Below are 22,253 nucleotides of genomic sequence, written 5' to 3'. Positions count from 1 at the left end.
CAGTTTGCACCACACGCCGCAAATGTGGCGTGATGCCGGGTTCAGTGGACCGGCGGCCGGGCCGCTCAGGCGGCGATGACCGGCCGGCGCGACCGGGCGCCCACCAGCGTGCGGCGCCGGCGCAGACCGGCGAAGTGGCGCGGGCGGACCTCGCCGTAGATCTCGGTGAACCGGTCCAGCGAACGCCGGTGGTCGTGCTGGCGGGCGATTTCGCGGCTGGCGGCTCCCATTTCACTGCGTGCCCGCCCGGGCTCCAGCACCGCCAGCAGGCGCTCGCTCAGGGTCTCGACGTCGCCGGGGGTGTAGAGGTAGCCGTTGCGGCCGGAGGAGATCAGGTGCGGCAGCGCCAGCGCGTCGGCGGCCACGATCGGCAGGCCGGTCGACATCGCCTCCAGGGTCGCGATGCTCTGCAGTTCGGCGACACTGCCGATGGCGAACAGGTCGGCCGCGACGTAGACCTGCGGCAGGTCGGCGTCGGGCACGAACCCGAGGAAGTGCACGCGGTCGGCGACGCCGAGTTCGGCGGCGAGGCGGCGCAGCTCCTGCTCGCGCTGGCCGACTCCTGCCAGGGCAAGCTGCGCGTCGCGGCGGTCGACCAGCCGTGCCAGCGCCCGGATGAGGTCGTCGATGCGCTTCTCCTCGTCGAGCCGGCCGACAAAGGCGATCGTGTCGCGGTCGGGCAGGCCGAAGCGTTCGCGCGCGGCGGCGCGCTCGGCCGGGCGCGGGTGGAAGCGGTCCAGGTCGATGCCGCAGGAGACGGCCTCGACCGGCCGGCTGAAGCCCTTGTCGCTGAGCAGCGCAGCCGCGCGCTCGGTGGGTGTGGTGACGTAGTCGGCCGCTTCGGCCACGCGGACCATGTCGCGCCAGGCCAGCGTGCCCACCGCGGTGTGCAGCCGGTCGGGGATGTGGGCGTGGGCGAAGAGGTTGTCGGGCATGAAGTGGTTGGTCAGCACGACGGCGGCGCCGGCCAGTTTGGCGCGCGACATCGCGGCCCGGCTGGCGGTGAAGTGGCTCTGGGCGTGCACGACGTGCGGCCGCAGGCGGTCGATGAGCCGCGTGAGGTGGCCGTTGATGCCCACCGGCAGCGTGGTGCGCATGGAGTCGTGCACCAGCACCGATACCGAGCGCAGGTAGTGCATGGTCACCCCCGAGCGGATGCTGATGCCGGGTTCGCCGGTCGGCGAGGCGCAGACCACGTGCACGTCGTGCCCGCGGGCGGCCAGTCCGGTGGCCAGGCGGTAGGTGAAGTAGGCCGCACCGTTGACGTCGGGCGGGTACGTGTCCGTCGCGATCAGGATACGGAGCCGGGCTTGTCCGCCGGACGCCTCACGGTGGGCGGTGCGGAGCAGTGCGCGCTGGCTCATCGGGGTCATCGGGACTCTCCTGAGTTCGTGCTCGTGGATGCTCGGGTACTGCCCGCCGCAGCGGGGTCGGGATCGGTGGCGGGAGATCCGGTTTCGGCCGCGGACGGGCGCGACGCTTCGGGGTTGCGGTTGCGCGCCATGGCCAGGACGACGGTTCCGGCGATGGCCAGTGCCCCCGCGGCGGTGGCCAGCAGTTGGTCGGTTCCAGTGGCGGGCAGGCCTTCGCCCAGCAGCAGCGCGCCGATACCGGCACCGGTGATGGGGTCGACGACCAGCAGCGTGGCGTAAGCGGCCGCGAAATGGCCGGTGCGGTATGCGTTCTGCTGGAACAGCCCGCCGAACATGGCCACCGCAACGCACATCGGTGTCAGCCAGGTCAGCAGCGCCGCCGGGTCGGCCACCGCGTTGGCGGCCACGACACGGGCCAGCGCCGACGTGGTGCCCAGCGCCGCGCCGCCGACCGCGGCCAGCAGCAGCACCCGCGGCGTGGGCGGCACCCAGTGCGCGCCGATGTAGGCGGCCGCACCCAATGCCACCACCACCCCGGCCAGCGCCAGCCCGGTACCGGTCGACATCTGCGGGGTCTGCGCACTGTGCGGGAAAAGCAGCAGCAGCCCGGTCAGCCCGACCATCACGGCCGCGCCGGCGGCGATCTGGCGCATGTGCACCCGGCGGCGGTTGAACAGCGCCGAGAGGACGATGGCGAACAGCAGCCCGGTGACGCCGATGGGCTGGATGATCGTCAGCGGCGCGGCGCTCAGCGCGACCAGGTGCAGCGCCACACCGGCACCCGCACCCGCGGTGCCGATGACCCAGCGGGGGCGGCGGGCCAGGTGCACCAGGAACCCGACCGGGGCGACGCTGCGGCCGGGCGCGCGTATGGCGTCCCGCTCTTGCAGCGCTGATCCCAGAGCCATGCAGAACGCGCCCGCCAGGGCGATGAGTATGGACCACAAGATCACGCTCGTCGCGCCTCCCCATCATCGACGGCCGTTGCGGCGCCGGTCGGACGCCCCCTGCCTACCCGCTAGCCAATTACAAAGTGCTCGGCGGATCGAGGAAGTCACCACCCGAATCCGGGTAGTGCCACCCCTACCGCTCTACCGCACCCGCTGCGGATGCACACTGCCTCCCTCGGCTCCATCGGTGCCGCTGCCCGCCGACCGCGCCGTACGCGGATCCTGCCCCTTGGATATCCGCCCGATCTGTCCTGTCGCCCGCCGTACGGGGAATCAGGGGAAACATCTAGTCAAGAGTCGGTGACCGGATGCGGCCTTTCCCGGATCCCCTACCCGCGGGAATCACCGCCATGTCGGCCACCCCGCCCGCTGAGTGCCCGGAACCCGCCCGAATGGGGCCCGCGGAGCGACCGGGGCGATGCGCGAAACGGCGGAATCGGAGCGGCGGCGGTGCGGCCGGATGGACCGCCGAGCCCGCGGACACCTGGGTTCTTGGCCCGGTGCCCGGGTGCGGCCACCGGTGCGCACGGTGGCGGCGGTGCCGGTGAGCGGCCTGCACGGGGGCTTGGCCGGGCTGCGGACGATTCGCGGCGCACAGCCGGCCGAAACCAGCCCGAAACCCGGCTCGCGCCCGGTCGGCGCCGCGGCGCGCCGCGGCAACGGACGGCAATGCGTTTCCGGGGAAGCCGGGTTGCGTTTCCGCGGTTTTCCATCCAGTGCACTTGAAATGGATTCAATGGCGGTATGGGAATATGGGTGATTAGCCCGCCCGACCCATGAAGCGCCCCGCTCCGCTCCGTTGCGGTGGATACGCGGATATCCGATCAGCGGCCCTTCCGGCGCGAACCGCAGGCGCTGTATGGGGCACGGCACACTGGCACGGCAGGCACCAGCTCGGAGAAATCTGGGCTACAAATCACCTTAAGCAGCTAAAAACAGACAGCATATTCATGCGATGTCATGGTGATCCGATGAATCGCTCCACTCAAGGATTCCACCGGGTTACCGAATCAGCGGGCAACCTTTTCCAAGTTAATCGGCATTGTGCACTGACTTTCGGTGAACTCTGACCGAACATTCAATGACTGCGCTCCGTGTCCGTGCACCCGCGGGCAACTCGCCGCGTCCTCATGTGACCCGCGAGCGGGCGCACCACGCGCACCACGAGCACCACGAGCACCACGAGCACCACGCATCCAGCCGACGACCGAAGTCAGGACCGCACCCACTCGAAAGGCAAGGATCCGCATGCGTTTTTACCTGGCTCTCAGCTCGGCCGTCCCCGACGGCAGAGCGCCCATCCCGGAGCATGTCCTGGCGTCGGCGCGCACGCTGGCCCATCAGGTGCTCCCGTTGCCGGCCGAGACCCTGCGGCACACCTCCTGGCAGTCGCCCGCGGGCAACATCGCCCTGTTGGCGTGGACCAACGAACCCGACCACGAATGGCTGCCGCAACCGCTGAACCCGCTGGCCGCCGAAGAGGGCGTGCTCGGCTACAGCGGCTACCTGGCCGATCCCGGCGACCTTGAGACACTGCGCAGAATCCCCGGCGACCCCGGGCCGCGGGTCGACCACACCGGCGGAGCCTTCGGGGTGTTCCGCGCCACGCCCGCCGGCATCGACGCCGTCACCACCATCACCCGCAACGACCCGGTGTACTTCACCGAACGGGCACGGCTGCACGTCGTCGGCAACCGCGCGGCACTGGTCCACCTCGTCGCGCGTGCGGCCGAAGAGGGCCCCGACGCGCACCTGCCGCCCGCGCCCGATTACGACATCCCGCCGATGCAGGCACTGGTGCGCCACGGCTTCTACGTCACCGACCACACCCCCTTCCGGGGCACCTCGATCCTCACCGAGTGCAGCACGCTGCGCATCCGCGACGGCGCCGCCCGCACCGTCCGGCGCGACCTGCCCGAGCCCGAACCCGCCCCCAGCGGAACCCGGGCACGGCGGGCGCGGGTGACCGCACTCGCCGAGGCGCTGATGGAGTCGGTGCAGCCCGTGCGCAAGCACAACGAGGCGATCTCGCTGTCGCTCACCGGCGGGCGCGACAGCCGGCTGGTCGCCGCCCTGCTGCACGCGGCCGGCATTCCGTTCCGTGCCACCACGCGCGGTTTCGACGACCACCCCGACGTCATCCTGGCCCGGCAGATCTGTTCGCGGCTGGGTGTCACCGACCACCGGGTCACCCCGCCCGAGCGCGACGGCGAGGATGCGGTCGTCGCCGAGCACCCGCTGCCGCGCACCGCGCGGCTGCTGCGCATGACCGAGGGGATGAACTCGGCGTTCGAGAACGTCATCGCGCCCAAGGAGTTCCTGTTGGAGGCCCGCCTGTCCGGATCGGGCGGCGAGGCGCTGCGCGGCGGCTGGCTCAACGATCAGAAGAGCCTGGACCGCAAGTCGCTGCTGAAGAAGTTCGACACGATCACCCGGGCGCAGACCCCGATGATGACCGCGCAGGCCAACGCCGAGGGCGATCGGCTCTACGAGGCCTACACGTCGGAGTTCGACGATCTGGCGACCGGCCTGGACCGGATGTTCCTGCGGTTCCGCAGCGGCCGCTGGCTGCCCGGGTCCCGAACGGCGACGCTCATCGGCTTCTGCATGTACCACCCGTTCCTGGACCACCGGGTGCGGTGGGAGGCGATGCGGCTCTCGCCGAGCTGGCGCTGGTCGGAGGAGGTCATTTACCAACTCCTGCTGCACCTCGCGCCGGAACTGGCCCGCATGCCGGTGGCCGACCGCCCCTGGCGGTTCGACCAGCGGCGCATCCTCAACCCGATGGAGCGCAGGGCCCGCGGCCGGCGCAAGGCGCTCAAGCCCGCCACCACGGTGGGCGGGTTCGACTGGCGGAAGAAGCTCGGCCCCGAATACGTCGCGCCGATGCGCGAACGGATCCTGGACACCCCCGAGCTGTTCGAACTGGTCGACAAGGAAAAGACCGAGGCGTTCCTGCGCGAGGAACCGGTCCGGCGCACGGGCCAGACCTGGCACCTCTACTCCATGGCCGTTCTGCTCTCCAACGAATGGCTATCGCCCTCGTCGCCCGCAGCCGAGAACGCAGAGCGCATCCGCATTCCGATCCGGTAGGCCCCGGCGGCCTTCCGCGCCCGCACTCCCCCACCGTTCTCGCGGGCGGTGCGGGCGCGAAGGGCCGCCGGGGTGCGCGGTACCGTCCGGCTGCGGCCCCGGACTCCCGCGGACTCCTTCCGGCATGACACCATGGGGCGGCCATTGGTCTAGACCGGATGGGAGCACATCCGTGCCCGCACACACTCTGGTGCCGCGGCCGGCCGAACTGTCGGCCGGCACCTACGGCGGCCTCGTACTGAACACCTCGACGAGGATCGACGCCGATTCCGCCGCCCGCGGCACCGAGGTCTGGCTGCGGGCGGAACTGGGTGCCGCCACCGGCCTGCCGCTGTCCCGCGGCGACGGCCAAAGCGCCCAGATCCGGCTGAGTGTGGATCCCTCCGCCGGCCTGGGCGCCGAGGGCTACCGGCTCATCGTCGACGGCGAGGGCGCGCTGGTCGTCGGGCACGACGCGGCCGGGGTCTTCTACGGCGCCCAGACACTGCGCCAACTCCTGCCGCCCGCCGCATACCGCCGCGCACCGCTGGACGCCGCGGCGCAGGCCGCCCACGGCAACCGGGCCGCACCGGGCAACCAGGGCGCGCACTCGGCCCACTCGCCGGCCGCGGCGCAATGGACGCTGCCCAGCGTGCGCATCACCGACCGGCCGCGCTTCGGCTGGCGCGGATGCATGCTCGATGTCGCGCGGCACTTCATGCCCAAGCACGACGTGCTGCGCTTCATCGACCTGCTGGCTTTGCACAAGCTCAACGTGCTGCACCTGCACCTGACCGACGACCAGGGCTGGCGGGTCGAGATCAAGCGCTACCCGCGCCTGACCGAGGTCGGCGCCTGGCGCGCGGAGAGCCAGGTCGGCGCCGGGCGGCCGCCCGCCTTCAACGGCCGTCCGCACGGCGGTTTCTACACCCAGGACGACATCCGCGAGATCGTCGCCTATGCCGCCGCCCGGCACATCACCGTGGTACCCGAGGTCGACATTCCCGGACACTCCCAGGCCGCCATCGCCGCCTACCCCGAACTCGGCGAGGGCGAGCCGGTCGGTGTCGCCCGGAACTGGGGAATCATCGAGCACGTCCTCAACGTCGGGGACGCCACACTGGAGTTCTACCGCGGCGTCTTCGACGAGATCCTGGAGCTGTTCCCGAGCACCTACGTGTGCGTGGGCGGCGACGAGTGCCCCAAGAAGCAGTGGCGCGTCAGCGAGACCGCCCAACAGCGGATCCGCGAAGAGGGCCTCGCCGACGAGGACGAACTGCAGAGCTGGTTCATCCGGCAGTTCGACACCTACCTCGCCGAACGCGGCCGGCGCCTGCTCGGCTGGGACGAGATCCTCGACGGCGGCCTTGCGCCGGGCGCCACCGTGATGTCCTGGCGCGGCACCGAAGGCGGCATCGCCGCCGCACAAGCCGGCCACGACGTGGTGATGTGCCCGACCGCCACGTCCTACCTGGACTACCGGCAGTCGGACGGCGACGACGAGCCGATCCCGGTCGGCACCGTCCTGACCACGGCCGACGTCTACGCCGCCGATCCGGTGCCGGAGGAACTGGCAGGCGAAGCGGCCCAGCGGGTGCTGGGCGCCCAGGCCAATATCTGGACCGAGCACCTCGACACGCCCCGCTCGGTCGACTACATGGCCTTCCCCCGGCTGTCGGCCTTTGCCGAAGCGGTGTGGTCGGCGGGCCCGCGCGACCACGCCGAGTTCGAGCCCCGGCTGGAGCACCACCTCGGGCGCTTGGACGCCCTGGGCGTGGAGTACCGCCCGCTGTCGGGCCCCCGGCCCTGGCAGCGCCGCCCGGGAGTGCCGGGGCGTCCGCGCTCCGGTACCTGACCGGACCGCCGCACGCCCGGCCGCAGCCGGGGCCGCGGCCGCGGCCGGGCGTGCGGCGGATCAGGCCGCCGGGGACTTGCGGGCCGAGGTCTCCTCGGCGATCACCTCGCGGGCCGTGTCGGGGTGGTCGGAGATCAGACCGTCGACGCCCTTGCCGATGGCCGCGCGCATGTCGGCGGGTTCGTTGACGGTGTAGGTGTGCACCTGCATGCCGGCGTCGTGCACCTGCTCGACATAGTCGGCATCGAGATCGGTGTGGCTGGGATTTACCTGGTCGGCCCAGCGCGCGTAGTCGCCGAGTTCGGCTGCGGGGACCTTGCCCAGCAGACCGTGCGGCACCCGCGGCAGCAGGTCGTGCGAGCGGCGCATGGAAGCCCAGTCGAAGCTCTGGATCACCAGCCGCGGCCAGGCCCGCGCCGGGCCCGGGCGCAGCCAGTAGCGGTGCTCGCGCAGCTCCGCGGAGATCTCGGCTTCGATGCCCGGGTAAAGCGCGGGCGACTTGACCTCCAGGAGCAGGTTCAGCCGGTGGCGGCGCAGCCGCTGCAGCGCCTGCTCCAGTGTCGGCAGCCCTTCGCCGGCGAACTCGGCGCCGAACCAGGATCCGGCGTCGAGCCGCTGCAGTTCGGCAAGGGTGAAGTCGGCGACCGCGTAGGAGCCCCTGCCGGGGAACACCTCCTCGGCGTCGGTCGTGCGCTGCAGGTCGGTGTCGTGGATGATGACGAGTTCGCCGTCCTTGGTGCGCTGGACGTCCAGCTCGACAGTTGTGGCATCGAGCCGGTCGGCGGCGTCGATGGCCGCCAGCGTGTTCTCCGGCGCGTAGGCCGAGGCCCCGCGGTGTGCGACGTCGAGGACGTCGGGCACCTGCGCACCCGCTCCCGGGGCGGCCCCCGGCACGGCGGGGGACGCCGGCGCCGCCACTGCGGCGCCGCTGGTACCCACCACCGCCAGTGTCAGGGCCGCCGCGGCTAGCCCGAACCGTCGGAACATGTCACTCCCTCGTTCCCAGGTACATCACTGACCGTCCCACCCTGATCCCGGTCGGTTGCGGCCAGGTGTCGCGGAGAAGATCCGGCGGTGCAGTGCCCCGAAACTCCCCTGTGCGGCATTGCGCACCGGTGTCGCTTTTGCGACATGCGTACCGCGGAGTGTGCATGCTTGATTACACATCGTGCGATTTTATGGGGGCGGCGGCTGCAGGAGCGAACACGCGGCCACCCGACACGCTCGATGGTTCGGCGGAGGGGCCGGATCCGGCACCGGCGGAACCGGCGGGTCCGGAGGCGCGGTTGGTACCGGCGGGATTCAGCAGGACGCCGCGCGGCGGGCATTGCCCGCCGGCGGCCGGAGCGGGCCGGGTCCCGGCACGGCCGGGGCGCGGCCGCTCACACCTGCCAGGATCCCAGCAGCCCCAGCTCGGCGGCCTCGCGCACCGGATCGCCGGTGCTGCGCGATCCGTAGCTCATCAGCAGTTCCCGCGTGCGCAGCGCCGTGGCCGGGTCCAGGCCGGTGGCCAAGCGGGCCAGCCACCAGGGGTCGCTGCTGGTCAGCAGGTCCACAACGTCGTCGTAGTCGCCCTCGACCACGGCTGCGGTGGCCAGTAGCACGTTCAGGTAGCCGTATTGCGCCGCTCCCGTGGCGGCGTCGGTGCGCGCAGCCGCCCGGTGCAGTCCCGCGGCTGTGATAAAGGGGACGTCGCGCTCCACGCACGCGGTGATGAAGGCGCCGAGTTCGCGGGCGCTGGGCACGAGTTCGGACCGCGGGCCGCCGCAGCGGATCTTGGCTCCCAGCGGGCGCGCCCCGCTGAGGATGTCGATGGCTTCGAGCCAGTCGGGTTCGCGGACCGGTTCGAAGTAGACGACGCGGCCGGCGGCCCCGATCTCGCCGCTGCGGAAAAGCTCGGCCACCAGGCGGAGGTCGTCGGGGCGGGCCCGGGTCTCGTAGTGGGCGACCCGCACGCGGGAGTCGCGCTCGGGGACTTCCCCGGCCGTGCCCTCGGCGGTGTCGAGGATGAGGCCGACCTCGATCGGCTCGCTGCCGTTGAGCCTGTTGAGCAGCTCGGCCCAGCGGCCGATCGGGCACAGCAGCCGGTGCGACAGCATGGGGTGGCCGACAATGCCGTCCGAGCGGTGCCGCTCGACCGCCTGGACCACGGGCAGCGGCAGGTGGTCCGGCGGTGCGCCACGCCCCGTTGCAGGGTGGTGGCGGGAGGCGGCCTGCAGCGGGTGGCCGTCGGGCGGGCACAGGCCCGCGTCGTCGACGAGCCCGCGCAGCAGGATCTGCGCCGGGGTGTCCTCACCGGCCTGCACCGCATACCCCCCGTCGGATGCGCCGTATGCCCGGTGCCCCGTGTTCGTGCCCGGCCCGCCGGGAGCAGGGCCGACCGCGGCACCGCTGCCGGGGTGCCGCTGCAGCACCCTATCCTCCGGCCGTGCGCTGCTGCCCTCCATCGGCACCTCCTCCGTGCCGTGCGACCCGCTGCCCGCGCTGGAACCGAGCACCGGCGGTGCGGTTGTATGTGTCCTTCTACCCAGCTTTGCGGGCTGTCCTCCCCTTGCGTGGGATACGGGCGAAATACCCATGAAACGCGGGTTTCCTGGCTGTTTACGGGACCGGAGCCCGCGGTCTGCGCTCTTGCCAAAACGGCCGGGCACTGCTTACCTTGATCCAGAAGTCGATGGCCGCCGGGTTCTCTGCGGCGGCCTGGATACGGACCACAGGCAGGGCTGGTTTCGCTGGCTCCCCCTCCCTCAGTGACTTGCCCTGCGTCCTCTCCTGTGGAACGAGCCCAGCCACCCCCTCCCGGCTGGACTCATCCGACAGGAGTGAAGGGGCGGTGCCGGCGCGGCGCCGCCCCTTCTTTGTTCGGTGAGGCCCGGTGGAACCGGGCGGGCGCGGGCGACGCACCGACCCTGCAGAATTGCCCGGATTTCAACGCTGGGACCGGCATTTCTGCATGATCAGCAACGGGAACCCGCGGATCAGCCGTGGACGCGCACGACGCCTGCCATGTCCTCGGTGCGGACCTCGGTGATGCGCACGTCCAGCCCCGTCCGGGGCGCCTCGAGCATGCGCCCCTCGCCCAGGTAGATGGCGACGTGGGAGATGTAGTCGGGCGCCGTGGGGTCGGTGCGCCAGAAGATCAGGTCGCCGCGGCGGGCGTCGGCGTAGTCGACCTGCTCCCCGGCGAACCACTGGTCGTGGGTGACGCGCGGAACCGACACCCCGGCCTGGCCGAACGCCCACTGCACGAGCCCGGAGCAGTCGTAGCCGCCTTCGGACATCGACTCGCCGCCCCACACGTAAGGCACGCCGATCCGGGTCTTGGCCGCCTCGATCGCGGTATCGAGGGTCGCCGAGTCCAGCGCCTCGCCGGGCGCACCCGCGGGGCGGGGTTCGGGGTCCTCTGCGAGCAGCTGCAGCGACGCCTCGTCGCCGAGCGCATCCTCAAGCCGGTCGTGGAGATCCCACAGGTCGGCGTCCGGCGCCGAGACGATCAGCGCGTTGCCGCGGGGAAAGCCCAGGTCCTGGGCCAGCCCGCGGGAGACCAGCGCGTCGATGCCGGCGACGCCGGAGGTGGCGTGGGTCCACACCTCGCGGGTGACACCGCCGTTGGCGCCGGCCAGTTCGACGCTGCTGCCCACGTCCAACCCGCGCTGCTTGCCGACCTGGTCGGAGAGGGCGACGCGGCCCTCGGCGATGCCCTGCCAGATTTCGTCGGATTCGGCGGAGGGCTCGGGGGCGTAGTTGCGGAAGTCGGAGGGGTCGACACCCAGCACGGAGGTGCTCTTGCCGTCGATGTCGACCCGGGCGGCGTCGACGACCTCGGCCGACTCGACGCCGTTGAGACCGCGCACCTGGTCGATGCGGCGCTCGGGCACCGATTCGGGCAGGACGGCGAAGTATTCGCGGGAGCGGGCCGCATCGAAGTCGGCCACTTCGACCCCGCCGTCGAGTTCGCCGGTGTCGCCCACGGGCGGCGAGGCGCCGGGGCGCGAGGAGCCGGACGCCGGCGGGTTCTGCTGCGCAGCGCCGGCGGGTGCGGCCAGGTGCTCGCCGACGGGCGGGCGGTCCTGGACGTCGGGCGAGGGCGCCGCCCATGCCGGAGCGGCCCCGAAAGCGGTGAACGCGACCGCGAACGCCGCAGTCGTTCCCGCGCATGATCTCAACCGATGACGCACGTGTACCCTGCTTCCCTGCTCTCGCCTGCTGAACCCTGGCGCCCCGGACAGGGTCCACCCCGCCGATCGGATACAAGCATGCTGTTCCCCGGGTACCGATTTCAAGCGTCCGACACGTGAACGCGGCGTATTCAGGGGACATTGGCAAGGTCAGCGACGTGTAAGGCCGCCGGGCCGATTTCGCCGGCGCGTTCGCGGAACCACGGCGGCGCGGGCGGTGCTGCGGGAGGCGGGTTCAGGCGTCGGAGTAGCGGTCGACGATGGCGATGTCGAGCGGGAAGCGGACGGGGGTGTCGCCGAACATCATCGCCGCGGCTTCGTCGGCGGCGGCACGCAGGGTGTCGGCGGCGGGTTGGGCCAGCGAACGGGGAACGTGCAGCAGCAGTTCGTCGTGCTGGAAGAACACCATCTGCGCGCGGCCGTGTGCGGTGTCGAGTTCGGCGAGCCCCCGGCGCACGGCCGCCATCAGCACCAGCGCCCATTCGGCGGCGGTCGCCTGGATGACGAAGTTGCGGGTGAAGCGGCCGCGTTCGCGTGCGGCGCGCTCGCTGGGTGCCGCGGTGTGCTCGCCGGCCCCGCCGAACAGCCCGGATGCCGACCCCCACGCCGGAGGCGGGCAGGTGCGGCCCAGCCACGACCGGACCAGCCGGCCCTCCTCGCCGTCGCGCGCGGCGGAGTCGACGTACTCGACGGCCCGCGGATAGGACTGGCGCATCCGCGGCAGCAGTTGGGCCGCGTCGCCGCTGGTCTGGCCGTACATCGCGGCGAGCAGGGCGATCTTCGCGCGCTGGCGGTCGCCGCCGAATGAGTCGGCCAGGCTCGCGTAGAGGTCGTCGCTGCCGCCCGCCGCAGCGAGCCCGGAGTCGCCGGATACCGCGGCCAGGATGCGTGGCTCCAACTGGCCGGCATCGGCGCAGACGAGGGTCCAGTCGGGGTCGGCGACCACGGCGCGGCGCACGACCTTGGGAATCTGCAGGGCACCGCCGCCGCGGGTGGCCCAGCGGCCCGAGACCACCCCGCCCACGACGTAGTCGGTGCGGAACCGGCCGCGGGAGACCCAGTTGTCCAGCCAGGCCCAGCCGTGCGCGGAGTGCAGCCGCGCGAGTTCCTTGTAGCGCAGCAGCAGCGGTACGACCGGGTGGTCCACCCGCTCCAGCACCCAGGAGCGGGTGGAGGGGACCGGGTGGCCGATGGCCTCGAAGGCCCGCAGCAGCTGCGAGGGGGAATCGGGGTTGACGGTGCGGCCGAAGGCCTCGCAGATGCGGGCGGCGAGGTCGGCCAGCACCGGCGGGCGCGTACCGGCGGGCGGGCGCGGGCCCAGTTGCTCGGTGAGGACGGCGTCGTGGATGTCGGCGCGCCAGGGGACGCCTGCGTGGGCCATTTCGGCGGCGCCCAGTGCTCCGGCGGACTCCACGGCGGCCAGCAGTGCGAAGCGCCCGGGGTGGGGCAGCTCGGCGATGCGGCGCTGGTGGTCGGTGTAGACCTCGGTGAGCGCCTCGATCGGGTCGGCGTCGGGCGGCAGGGTGGAGCGGTCGGGTTCGAACAGGGTGGGCTGGGGATCGGCGCCCTCGCCGCCGGCGGGCGCGGGGTCGGCCGGGACCTCGCGGCCGTGCAGCCGCGCCCAGGCGGCGCCCAGCGAATGCGGCTCGCCGAAACGGCCGTGGTAGCCCAGCAGCAGCGCCTCCACCAGGGTGGTGTCGTGGCAGCGGGACATGCGCACCCCGCGGTCCAGCAGGGCGGGGTAGATCTGGGCGGTGTCGTCCAGGATCCAGCGGATGGGCGATCCGGGCCGCCCGCGGCTCTCGTGGTCGGCGACGGCGCCGGCGAGGTTGCCGACCCGCCACAGCGCACCGCCGGCACCGGCACCGTCCTCGGAGAGTTCGCGCAGGCGCCCGCCGCCTTCGGCCTCAGCCACCACCGCGATACGCATACCGGCCAGTCTGCTCCATGGTGCCCGCATTTCCCACCCGGCACGGCGGCACCGGCCCACGCTCGGGTGCAGACCAGCGCGGGCGGTCCCCGGTGGCGGGTCAGCTTCCGGGGCGGACCACGTTGTCCAGCGGCTCTCCGGCCGCCCAGCGCCGCAGCTGCGCGTCGACGAAGCGGCGGGCGCGCGGGTAGAAGGTGTCGGCGCCCCCGGCGACGTGCGGGGTGACGAAGACGCCCGGCGCCTCCCACAGCGGGTGGCCGGCGGGCAGCGGCTCCGGGTCGGTGACGTCGAGGGCCGCGCGCACCCGGCCCTTCTCGGCCAGCAGCGCGGCGGAGTCCAGCAGCGCGCCGCGGCCGACGTTGACCACCAGGGCGTCGTCGCGCAGCAGTGCCAGTTCCGCGGCTCCGATGAGGCCTTCGGTATCGGGCGTGTGCGGCGCGGTCAGCACCACGACCGAGGCCTCGGGCAGCAGCCGGTGCAGCTCGTCGATGCCGTGCACGCCCTGGTCGGGGCGGGCGCGGCGGGCCACCCGCACAACGTCGCACTCGTTGGGGGCGAGCCGTTCCTCCAGCGCCGCGCCGATGCTGCCGTAGCCGACGATGAGCACGCGGGAATCGGCCAGCGAGCGCGTGTAGTGCGGTTGCCAGCGCTGCGCGGCCTGGTCGGCGGCCCAGCGCGGCAGTTCCCGCTGCGCGGCGAGGATGAGCGCCAGGGCGTGTTCGGCGGTGCTCGCATCGTGCAGGCCGCGCCCGTTGCACAGCTCGACCCCGTCGGGCAGCTGCGCCAGCGCACGCTCGTAGCCGGCGGTGAGCAGTTGGACGACGCGCAGCCGCGGCATCCGCTCCATCAGGTCCAGGCGCTGTCCGCGGCCGTAGGGCACCACGTAGAAGGCGACTTGGGACAGGTCGGCGGCGGGCTCGCCCTCGCCGGCGAATACGTCGCCGACCATCCCCTCCGGCGCGTTGTCCAGGTTCTGCGCCCAGGGCACCAGCACGCGTTCGGCCATGTTCGGTGTCTCCTACTGCTCGTCGCTCTCGGCGCCGTCCCGGCCGGGCAGCGCCCGCTGTGCCCACTTTTAGCATCCCCGCCGGAACGTCCCGCGGCGCGGCTCCGCGCGCCGCCGCGTCACCCGGCCGGGCAGGCGGGCCGCATCAGCTCGTAGCAGGCGATGGCCGCCTCACGAGCGCACCCAACGGCCCCCGCCGTCCCGCGTGCTACGCACCGGCCCATTCCCCACCGGTGATCACAGCGCTGATGGCATCGCGCGAGGCCGTCAGGGCTTCGATGGACGCTTCGATGCGCGCCTGTTCGCGTTTGAGGTCGTCGACGGTGTCGCTGCAGACCGGGGCGAGACGGCCGGCGCGTTCGGCCAGGCAGGGCAGCACAATGCGAATGGTCGCGGTGCTGAGCCCGGCATCGAGGAGCCGGCGGATGCGCCGCGCGACCTCAACGTCGTGCTCGCTGTAGTCGCGGTACCCGGATGAGTTGCGCGCGGGCGCCAAGAGGCCCTGCTCCTCGTAGTACCGAAGGAGCCGGGAGGGGGTGCCGGTGCGGTCGGCGACCTCGGCAATACGCAAGTGACTCGCACCACTCTCTACCCACCGTTTTGCCTTCACATCAATGTGAATGTTGAGCATAGCAGCGTGAACGTTGAATTCTCTCCTTCCTCCACTGCCCGTACCAGACCTGTACTCATGCTGGCCGGGTTCGTACTGCTGGTGTTCTGCACGGGCACCGCCGAGTACCTGGTCGCCGGGGTTCTTCCGCAGCTCGCCGCCGATCTGTCAGTGAGCATCGCCACCGCCGGGCAGACCGTGACGGCGTATGCACTCGGGGTCGCGATCGGCGGCCTCATTGTCACAGTGCTCACCGCCCGACTGCCGCGGAAAGGCCTGGCCCTGGGTATGGGGGGCTTGTTCATCGCAGGCACCGTGGTGACCGCCCTCGCGCCGTCGTTCGCGTGGGTCATCGCCGGACGAGTGGTTTCGGCGTGCAGCCAGGCCACGCTCTTCGCCATCGGACTGACCACCGCGGCTGAAACGATGGGGCCGACGCGCCAGGGACAGGCGATCGCGATCATCAGCTCCGGGCTCACTGTCGCCACCGTGCTCGGGGTACCGCTGGGTACCTTGTTGGGAGGAAGCACGAGTTGGCGGATACCGTTCGTCGCCGTCGCGGCCGCCGCGACGCTCGGGGCGCTGCTGCTGGCCGCGGCCATGCCCCGAACACCCGCTCCGGCCACCGGCATCGGTGACGAGGTCCGCACGCTGCTGCGCGGGCCGGTGCTGCTGGCGGTGGCGACCACGGTGATCGGCTTCTCGGGAGTCAGCGTCGTCTACACCTACCTCGTGCCGCTGCTCACCGACGTGACCGGTATGGCCGCCGGTGTCATCCCCGCGCTGCTGCTGGCCTATGGTGCGGGTGGTTTCGCCGGCAACCTGATCGCCGGACGTCTTGCCGATCTCTCGCTCGGCAGGACCCTCGTCGGAGTGTTCCTCGCGCTGACCGTCGTCCTGGCTGCGTTCCCGCTGCTCGCCGGGGATCCGACACCGACGATCGGGCTGGTCCTGATCCTGGGCCTGCTCTCGACCGCGACGATCGCGCCCCTGCAGTCGCTCATACTCCGCCACGCCTCGACCGCGCCGACCCTGGCTCTGGCTGTCAACGTGGGAGCGTTCAACATGGCCAACGCGATCGGATCGGCTCTCGGGGGATTCGGCGTCGCCGCCGGGCTCCTGCGATGGGGTGGATTCGGCGGCGCGATGTTCGCGTTCCTCGGCCTGCTCCTCACCGCCCTAGCGTTCCGCGCCCCACAACCCGACAACATCTCTGCTGATGCCGATGCCGATACGACGGAGCGCAGTCTGTGAAGATCGCAGCAGCCCCGAGGTCCCGGCCATCATGAACCCGCTCTGCTGCTCAGGGCCTACCGCGTCGCGTAGAACGTCACCGCTGTTGCCGCTGCGACGTTGAGCGAGTCAACACCGGCCTCCATGGGGATCCTCACCCGCAGGTCGGCCTGCCCGGCAGTCCGAGGATCCACGCCCGCCGCCTCGGTGCCGAAGACCATCGCGATCGCCGGCAGATCTCGCTGCGCCAGGTCATCCAGTGTGATCGCGTCCTTTGACAACGTGAGAGCGACCGTCGTGTATCCGTGGGCTCCGAGCAGGTCGAGCGTCTCAGGCATCTTGCCGATACGTGTCCAGGGGACATTGAAGACGTTCCCCATACTCGTCTTGATCGCTCGCCGATAGAGCGGATCAGCGCACTCCGGAGTCACCAGGACCGCGTCGATGCCGAGGGCGGCCGCATTCCGGAACGCACTGCCAACGTTGGCGTGGTCCACCAGGTTCTCCAGGAGCGCGACCCGCGGTCGCCCGCTCGCCGAGTCCGCCGTTTTACATAACCCCACATTGGTGTGGTCGGGTACGTCCTCCGGGATGGCGATGCGGCGGGCGCCGTGCAGCACCTCGGCGACGCCGCGCAGCGGCCGGCGGTGGAAGGACGCGAGCGCGCCGCGGTGCACATCGAACCCGGTCAGGTCCTCGGCGACGGTGTCGTCGACCACGTAGACGGGGGCATCGACCGCGGCGGCCAGTCCCGAGAGCGTTTCGAGGCGGCGCCGGGTCAGCAGCAGCGAACGGGGTGTGTAGCCCGCGGTGAGGGCCCGCCGGATCACCTTGTCGCCTTCGGCCATGAACAGCCCGTGCTCGGCCTCGATGCTCTTGCGCAGGTTGGCGTCGCGCAGCCGGAAGTAGTCGGCCAGGCGCGTATCGCCGGGATCGGGCACCTCGATGACGTCCATGCCCACCGATTATCGGCGGCATCCGGCGGTGTTTCGGACGGGGGTCCGGGGCCGTGACCGGGCACGGCGGCCGGCCGGGCGTGGTAGCGGCGGCCGGCGGCCATCGGGCGCCGGTATCAGCCCAGCGGTGCGGTTACCGGCCGGAGCCGTTGCCAGCGGGCCTCCTGGCAGGAGTCGGACCGGTCGACCGTGGTGTCGACCCGCTCGCCTTCCCAGGTTCCGGTGATGACCGCCTCTTGGGGGCCGTACTCCTTCTCCGTGCACACCGCGCCTTCGGCTACCTCGGCGAAGGGGTTTTCGGGCGTGCCTTCGGCGGTGCCTGCAGCCCATTCGGCGGCGACTCGCGCGGTTTCGGCGCAGGCGCCGGGGTCGGACTTGGGATCGCCTTCGCAGGTGAGGTTCTGCACGTAGGCGCGGCCCTGGTCGACGACCTGGATGTGGAGTTCGCCCACCGGCGCATCCGGGGTCGGGCCGAGGCTGCTGACCGCGTTGACCGCGGATTCGGCGGCCGGCGCGGGTTCGGGCGCCAGCAGTGAGCCGCCCACGGCCACGCCGTAGGAGAGGGCTCCACCGAGGCAGAGTGCCCCGAGGACCGCGGTCCCGGCGGGGCCGATCCATCCTCGGCGCGGGTTCAGCTTCACCATAGCCGCCACTCTAGGGAGTCGATTTACTACGCAGGGCAATGACGGGGAAAGATCCCCATGTCGCCCCTTCTTCCCGCGAATACCCCCGAAGGCGCGCTTTGCACCGGTTGAGGGAACCCGGGCACAGCGGCGATCGGGAAGCAATCCGGCCGCATGGGCGCGCACACCGCAAGATACCGGTCTGAGCCGAGTACGCATAATAGCCACGCTCGGTAAGAGTGGCCATGCCGGGCGTATGGTTCGATCCCATTGCGAATGTGGCGCTTCTCTCCCGCATTACCAACCAGTAGGGTCGCGGCCAAGCACCCGCTGCACCCCCGGAGGCCACGTGCCCAACGGCCGACACCGCCAGACCTCGCGCACCCGCACCGCGCTGACCTCCCCCCTGGGGTTCACCGCTGCGGTGGTCGCACTGATCGCCGCGCTGAGCGCCGCCGTCCCGGTCGCCGTGCGCTTCGCCGACTGCGCCGAAACCCGCTACCTGCGGGTGGCCGCGGCACTGAGCATCGCGCCGGTACTGCAGCAGGCCGCCGACCGGTTCAACGAGGGCGACCGCGAATACTCCGGGAACTGCGTGTTCGCCCAGGCCGCCGAGGTGCCGCCGCACCTGGTCATGACCGAGTTGTCCGGCGGGCGCACCGGCCGTTCGACCATCGCGCCCGACGTGTGGGTGCCGGAGTCCTCCGCCTGGGTCGAGCTCGCCCGGGTCTCTGAAGCTGGCGCGCGCACGATCGGGACCGATCCGCGCTCTGCGGCCTCCACCCCGGTGGTCATCGCCGCGCCCGCCGACACCCCCGGACTGCCGGCGCCCTCCTCCGCCCGCTGGCAGATGCTGCTGCCCGAGGAGCGCCCCGGCGAGCGCCCGCTGGTGATGGTCGACCCCAACCGCGGCGCCGCGGGCATGACCGCGATGCACGCCATACGCCGGCACCTGGGCGGCGGCGACGAGGCCGACACGGCCATGACCGCGTTCGTCCGCGACGCCCAGCCCGACACCGCCTTCGGCGCGGTCGACCCGGCCGGCGTCTACCCGGTGCCCTCGGGCCGCGCCCCGTTGGCCGTGCTCCCCGAGCAGGCGGTGATCAGGTACAACGAAACCGGTCCCGAAACGGCACTGCAGGCGCTGTACCCGCGGGAGGGAACGGTGAGCCTGGACTACCCCTACGTGCTGACCAGCGGCGACCCGGACATGCGCGCCGCGGCCGAGGACCTGTGGTCGGTCCTGCGCAGCGGACCCTACCGGCAGCGGCTGCGCGAGCTGGGCTTCCGCGAACCCGACGGCACGGCCGCGGCTCCGCTGCTGGGCAGCGAAGGCATCGTCGCCGAACCGCCGCAGACCCACCGGGAACTGACCGGCGACGCGCTGCTGTCGTCGGTCGAGGACTGGAACCGGCTGTCGATGCCCTCGCGTTCCCTGGTGCTGGCCGACGTCTCGCGCCATATGCGCGCCGGCATCGATGGGGGCGGCACGCGCCTGGATGTCACCCGCGACGCCGCGCTGCTGGGGTTGTCGCTGTTCCCGGACAGCACCGAACTCGGGCTGTGGCTGCTCTCCGAAGAGCTGGGCGGATCCGGGCGCGAGGAGGTCGAGGGGCCGGCCGAGCTGGGCAGCGCCGACACGGGGTCGGGCACGACCCGGCGCGAGGAACTGCAGGGGATCGCCGAGGGCATCGAGGTCGAAGGCGGCGGATCGCGGCTGTACGACAACATTCTCGCCGCCTACGACACCGTTTCCGGCTCCTACCGCGAGGACCGGATCAACAGCGTCATCGTGCTGACCGCCGGAAGAGACGGGGGCTCCAGCCGGATCTCCCGCGGGGAGCTGGTCGCCGAGCTGCAGGACCGCTTCGATCCCGAACGCCCAGTGACACTGTTCATCATCGCTTTCGGCGACCAGGCCGACCGCGCCGCACTGTCCGACATCGCCGCCGCGACCAGCGGAACCCTCTCGGTCACCGACGACCCCGACGAGATCGGCGACATCTTCCTCAGCTCGATCTCGCGCCGGCTGTGCGTTCCGGACTGCGAGCGGTGACGGGCCGGCCGCGCAGTGCACTGCTTCCGAGGTACCGCCCGGACCGACCCGGCCACCAAGATTGTCACGATCGCATAACGGTGTTACTTCCGGTATCACCCCGGCATCGCCGCGCCCCTCCGTCCGCAGCGACACCGCGAACCCCGGACTCACCGGGAGTTCGCCGCCGACCCCATGATCATCCCGCACCCGGATACGGAGTGGTCATCCTTTAGACGGTCTTTAACCCGTAATGCGGAGTTCAGTACCGTTCTCCACACCTGCCCCCAGGTACAGACCCCGTGAGGAAGATTTTGGGACGCCACCGCGGAAACCCCGAAGACGGCGCGGACCACCCGGACCACTCCGATGGCCCGGACCGCCGGACCCGCAGCCGCGACCACCGGCCGGCCGGCCGCAGCCGGCGCAGACGCCGGCGCGGACGGGCCGTCCTTGCGTTCTCCACCGCCTTCGTGCTCATCATCGGCCTCGGTGCCACCGGCTGGTACGTCGTGCAGACCCGGGGAGGCTGCGGCGGGGAGGAGGTCCCCCTGACCGTCGCCGCCAGCCCGGAAATCGCTCCGGCTCTCAAGAAGGCCGCCGCCCGGTTCAACGAGAACAACGAGGGCGTCGAAGGCCGCTGCGTGCAGGCCGAGGTTCGCGCCGCCGAGTCCGCCGGCGTCACCTACGGCATCACCGGTTCGGGACCGTCTTCCGGCGGGACCGAGTCCGACGTGTGGATCCCCGACTCCTCCCTGTGGTCCAACCTCGTCAGGGAGGACTCGGGCGACGCCGCATTCACCGACACCGGCACCTCGGTGGCCGCTTCGCCGCTGGTCCTGACACGCCCGGCCGAAGCCGAGGCGGCAGGTGACCAGCCCTCCTGGCAGTCGCTCGTGCCCACCGCGGCACCGGCCGCGGACTCCGGCGGCTCCGAGGATCCGCAGGTGCAGCTCGTCGATCCCGTACGCAGCTCCTCGGGCATGGCCACGCTCGCTCTCGTGGCCGGCGCCATCGGCCAGGAGCAAAAGAAGGAAAGCGGGCCCCAGCTCGTCGCCGCGCTGCAGGCCCTGCAGCGCAATGTCGCGCCCGACCAGCAGGCGGCCTTCACCGAGCTCGCCGAGCACCCCGGCGCCTCCAGCATGCTGGTCCTCTCCGAGCAGGCGGCCTGGCGGTACAACCAGGACCACAGCGGCGCCCCGGCGCAGATCAGCTACCCCGAAGGGGGCACCTACACGCTGGACTACCCCTACATCGACCGCAGCACCGACCCGGTCGTCTCACAGGCGGCCGACCTGTTCCGCAAAGAGCTGACCCGCAAGCGTTCCAAGCGGCTGCTGCTCCAGGACGGATTCCGCACCCCCGGCGGCGACGCCGACCCGCAGGTGCTCACCGCGGACTCCGGATTCAACAAGACGGCGCCCCAGGACCTGCCCACCCCCTCCACCAATGACGTGCAGCGGCTCACCCAGGCCTGGAACCGGCTCAGCCTCGACTCGCGGCTGCTGACCGTCGTCGACGTCTCGGGCTCCATGCTGCAATCCGTGCCCGGGACCGGCATGAACCGCATGCAGATCACCGCGGCGGCCGCCACCCAGGGGCTCGACCTGTTCCCCGAGGACGCCGAGCACGGGCTGTGGCGCTTCTCCGTGGGCATCAACGACGGGCTCGACTACGAGGAGCTGCTGCCGGTGCGCGAGCTGACTGCAGAAGCCGAGGACGGCGCGACGCAGAAGGAAGCGATCGCCGCCGCGCTCGGCTCCATGCAGCCCGTGCCCGACGGCGACACCGGCCTCTACGACACCTACCTCGCCGCGTACCGGCAGATGTCGCGCACCTACAAGGACGACCGGGTCAACTCCATCCTGATGCTGACCGACGGCAACAACGACGACGCCGACAGCATCAGCCTGGACAAGCTGATCGCGAAACTGGAGGAGGAATCCTCCCCGGTCCGGCCGATCCCGATCTTCACCATCGCTTTCGGTCCCGACATCGACCCCAAGCCGCTGCAGCGGATCGCCGACACGACCGGCGGCGCCGCATACACCACCGAGGACCCCACCGAGATCGGCGACATCTTCCTCAAGGCGTTCTCCCACCGGCTCGACACCGGCGGCGACTGAGCCCGGCCGGCCCCCTGCCAAGCACCGTCCGGCCGTGCCCGGCAGGGGCCGCGTGCAGCCGGGCCCGGGGGCGGGAGACCGGGGATCAATCCGGACGGATAGATCACCCTTTCCCCTCGCTTACCCCCTATGGACTTAGGCCTCCACTTCACGTACTCAAAGGGGGTCGGAACGCGCGGGAGTGGTGAGAGGTGGCTGCAGTGGTCAACGCATGGATGCCGGGCGCCAAACGAGTCCCCTGCACATCCCCGCAAGGAGCGCATCTTGCGGGCGGGGCGCCGCGCGCCGTATGGCTGACGACGGAAT

At 71.5% G+C, this 22,253-nt stretch carries 15 protein-coding genes; 5 read left to right on the top strand and 10 right to left on the bottom strand.

Going from position 1 to position 22,253, the window contains the following annotated elements:
* Positions 1 to 65: 65 nt before the first annotated feature.
* Together ACYVD5_RS17135 and ACYVD5_RS17130 are read right to left on the bottom strand one after the other, a co-directional pair.
* Complete coding sequence (locus ACYVD5_RS17135; protein WP_461002121.1) at positions 66 to 1,364, bottom strand: glycosyltransferase; 1,299 nt, start codon at positions 1,362 to 1,364, stop codon at positions 66 to 68.
* 5 nt (positions 1,365 to 1,369) lie between these two features.
* On the bottom strand, positions 1,370 to 2,323 hold the full coding sequence (locus ACYVD5_RS17130) for a DMT family transporter (protein ID WP_461002120.1): 954 nt from the start codon (positions 2,321 to 2,323) through the stop codon (positions 1,370 to 1,372).
* A gap of 1,248 nt (positions 2,324 to 3,571) precedes the next feature.
* Between ACYVD5_RS17130 and ACYVD5_RS17125 the strand changes: the two genes are divergently transcribed.
* Positions 3,572 to 5,416, top strand: a complete 1,845-nt coding sequence (locus ACYVD5_RS17125; RefSeq protein WP_461002059.1) for an asparagine synthase-related protein — start codon at positions 3,572 to 3,574, stop codon at positions 5,414 to 5,416.
* A gap of 124 nt (positions 5,417 to 5,540) precedes the next feature.
* Positions 5,541 to 7,250, top strand: a complete 1,710-nt coding sequence (locus ACYVD5_RS17120; RefSeq protein ID WP_461002058.1) for a beta-N-acetylhexosaminidase — start codon at positions 5,541 to 5,543, stop codon at positions 7,248 to 7,250.
* A 60-nt stretch (positions 7,251 to 7,310) separates the two neighbouring features.
* Here the strand turns inward: ACYVD5_RS17120 and ACYVD5_RS17115 are convergent, their stop codons facing one another.
* The 6 genes from ACYVD5_RS17115 to ACYVD5_RS17090 form a co-directional block, all read right to left on the bottom strand.
* Entirely contained in the window at positions 7,311 to 8,237 is a 927-nt protein-coding gene (locus ACYVD5_RS17115) for a glycerophosphodiester phosphodiesterase (protein WP_461002057.1), read from the bottom strand.
* 395 nt (positions 8,238 to 8,632) lie between these two features.
* Complete coding sequence (locus ACYVD5_RS17110; RefSeq protein ID WP_461002056.1) at positions 8,633 to 9,556, bottom strand: hypothetical protein; 924 nt, start codon at positions 9,554 to 9,556, stop codon at positions 8,633 to 8,635.
* Positions 9,557 to 10,228: 672 nt separating this feature from the next.
* Entirely contained in the window at positions 10,229 to 11,428 is a 1,200-nt protein-coding gene (locus tag ACYVD5_RS17105; protein ID WP_461002055.1) for a C40 family peptidase, read from the bottom strand.
* Positions 11,429 to 11,663: 235 nt separating this feature from the next.
* A complete protein-coding gene (locus ACYVD5_RS17100; protein ID WP_461002054.1) occupies positions 11,664 to 13,358 on the bottom strand; it encodes a bifunctional 3'-5' exonuclease/DNA polymerase in 1,695 nt (564 codons plus the stop codon).
* A 100-nt stretch (positions 13,359 to 13,458) separates the two neighbouring features.
* Positions 13,459 to 14,364 carry a 2-hydroxyacid dehydrogenase gene (locus ACYVD5_RS17095; RefSeq protein WP_461002053.1) on the bottom strand — a complete coding sequence of 302 codons (906 nt, stop codon included), beginning with the start codon at positions 14,362 to 14,364 and terminating at the stop codon, positions 13,459 to 13,461.
* A 208-nt stretch (positions 14,365 to 14,572) separates the two neighbouring features.
* The gene (locus ACYVD5_RS17090; RefSeq protein WP_461002052.1) at positions 14,573 to 14,935 is read right to left on the bottom strand and encodes a MerR family transcriptional regulator; all 363 of its coding nucleotides are present in this window, start codon (positions 14,933 to 14,935) and stop codon (positions 14,573 to 14,575) included.
* 66 nt (positions 14,936 to 15,001) lie between these two features.
* Here ACYVD5_RS17090 and ACYVD5_RS17085 point away from each other — a divergent pair, with 66 nt between their 5' ends.
* The gene (locus ACYVD5_RS17085) at positions 15,002 to 16,228 is read left to right on the top strand and encodes an MFS transporter (protein ID WP_461002051.1); all 1,227 of its coding nucleotides are present in this window, start codon (positions 15,002 to 15,004) and stop codon (positions 16,226 to 16,228) included.
* 56 nt (positions 16,229 to 16,284) lie between these two features.
* Here the strand turns inward: ACYVD5_RS17085 and ACYVD5_RS17080 are convergent, their stop codons facing one another.
* Both ACYVD5_RS17080 and ACYVD5_RS17075 read right to left on the bottom strand, forming a co-directional pair.
* Positions 16,285 to 17,163 (bottom strand): TrmH family RNA methyltransferase, encoded by an 879-nt coding sequence (locus tag ACYVD5_RS17080; protein ID WP_461002050.1) that lies wholly within the window; start codon positions 17,161 to 17,163, stop codon positions 16,285 to 16,287.
* 116 nt (positions 17,164 to 17,279) lie between these two features.
* Entirely contained in the window at positions 17,280 to 17,807 is a 528-nt protein-coding gene (locus ACYVD5_RS17075) for a hypothetical protein (RefSeq protein WP_461002049.1), read from the bottom strand.
* Between the two features lie 328 nt (positions 17,808 to 18,135).
* Between ACYVD5_RS17075 and ACYVD5_RS17070 the strand changes: the two genes are divergently transcribed.
* Together ACYVD5_RS17070 and ACYVD5_RS17065 are read left to right on the top strand one after the other, a co-directional pair.
* Positions 18,136 to 19,842 (top strand): substrate-binding and VWA domain-containing protein, encoded by a 1,707-nt coding sequence (locus tag ACYVD5_RS17070; RefSeq protein WP_461002048.1) that lies wholly within the window; start codon positions 18,136 to 18,138, stop codon positions 19,840 to 19,842.
* A gap of 281 nt (positions 19,843 to 20,123) precedes the next feature.
* On the top strand, positions 20,124 to 21,947 hold the full coding sequence (locus ACYVD5_RS17065) for a substrate-binding domain-containing protein (protein ID WP_461002047.1): 1,824 nt from the start codon (positions 20,124 to 20,126) through the stop codon (positions 21,945 to 21,947).
* The last annotated feature ends 306 nt before the right edge of the window (positions 21,948 to 22,253 follow it).

This window comes from Streptomonospora sediminis (genome assembly GCF_054778995.1).
Note: the sequence above shows the minus strand (reverse complement) of the source record. Positions and strands in the feature narration are given on the sequence as shown.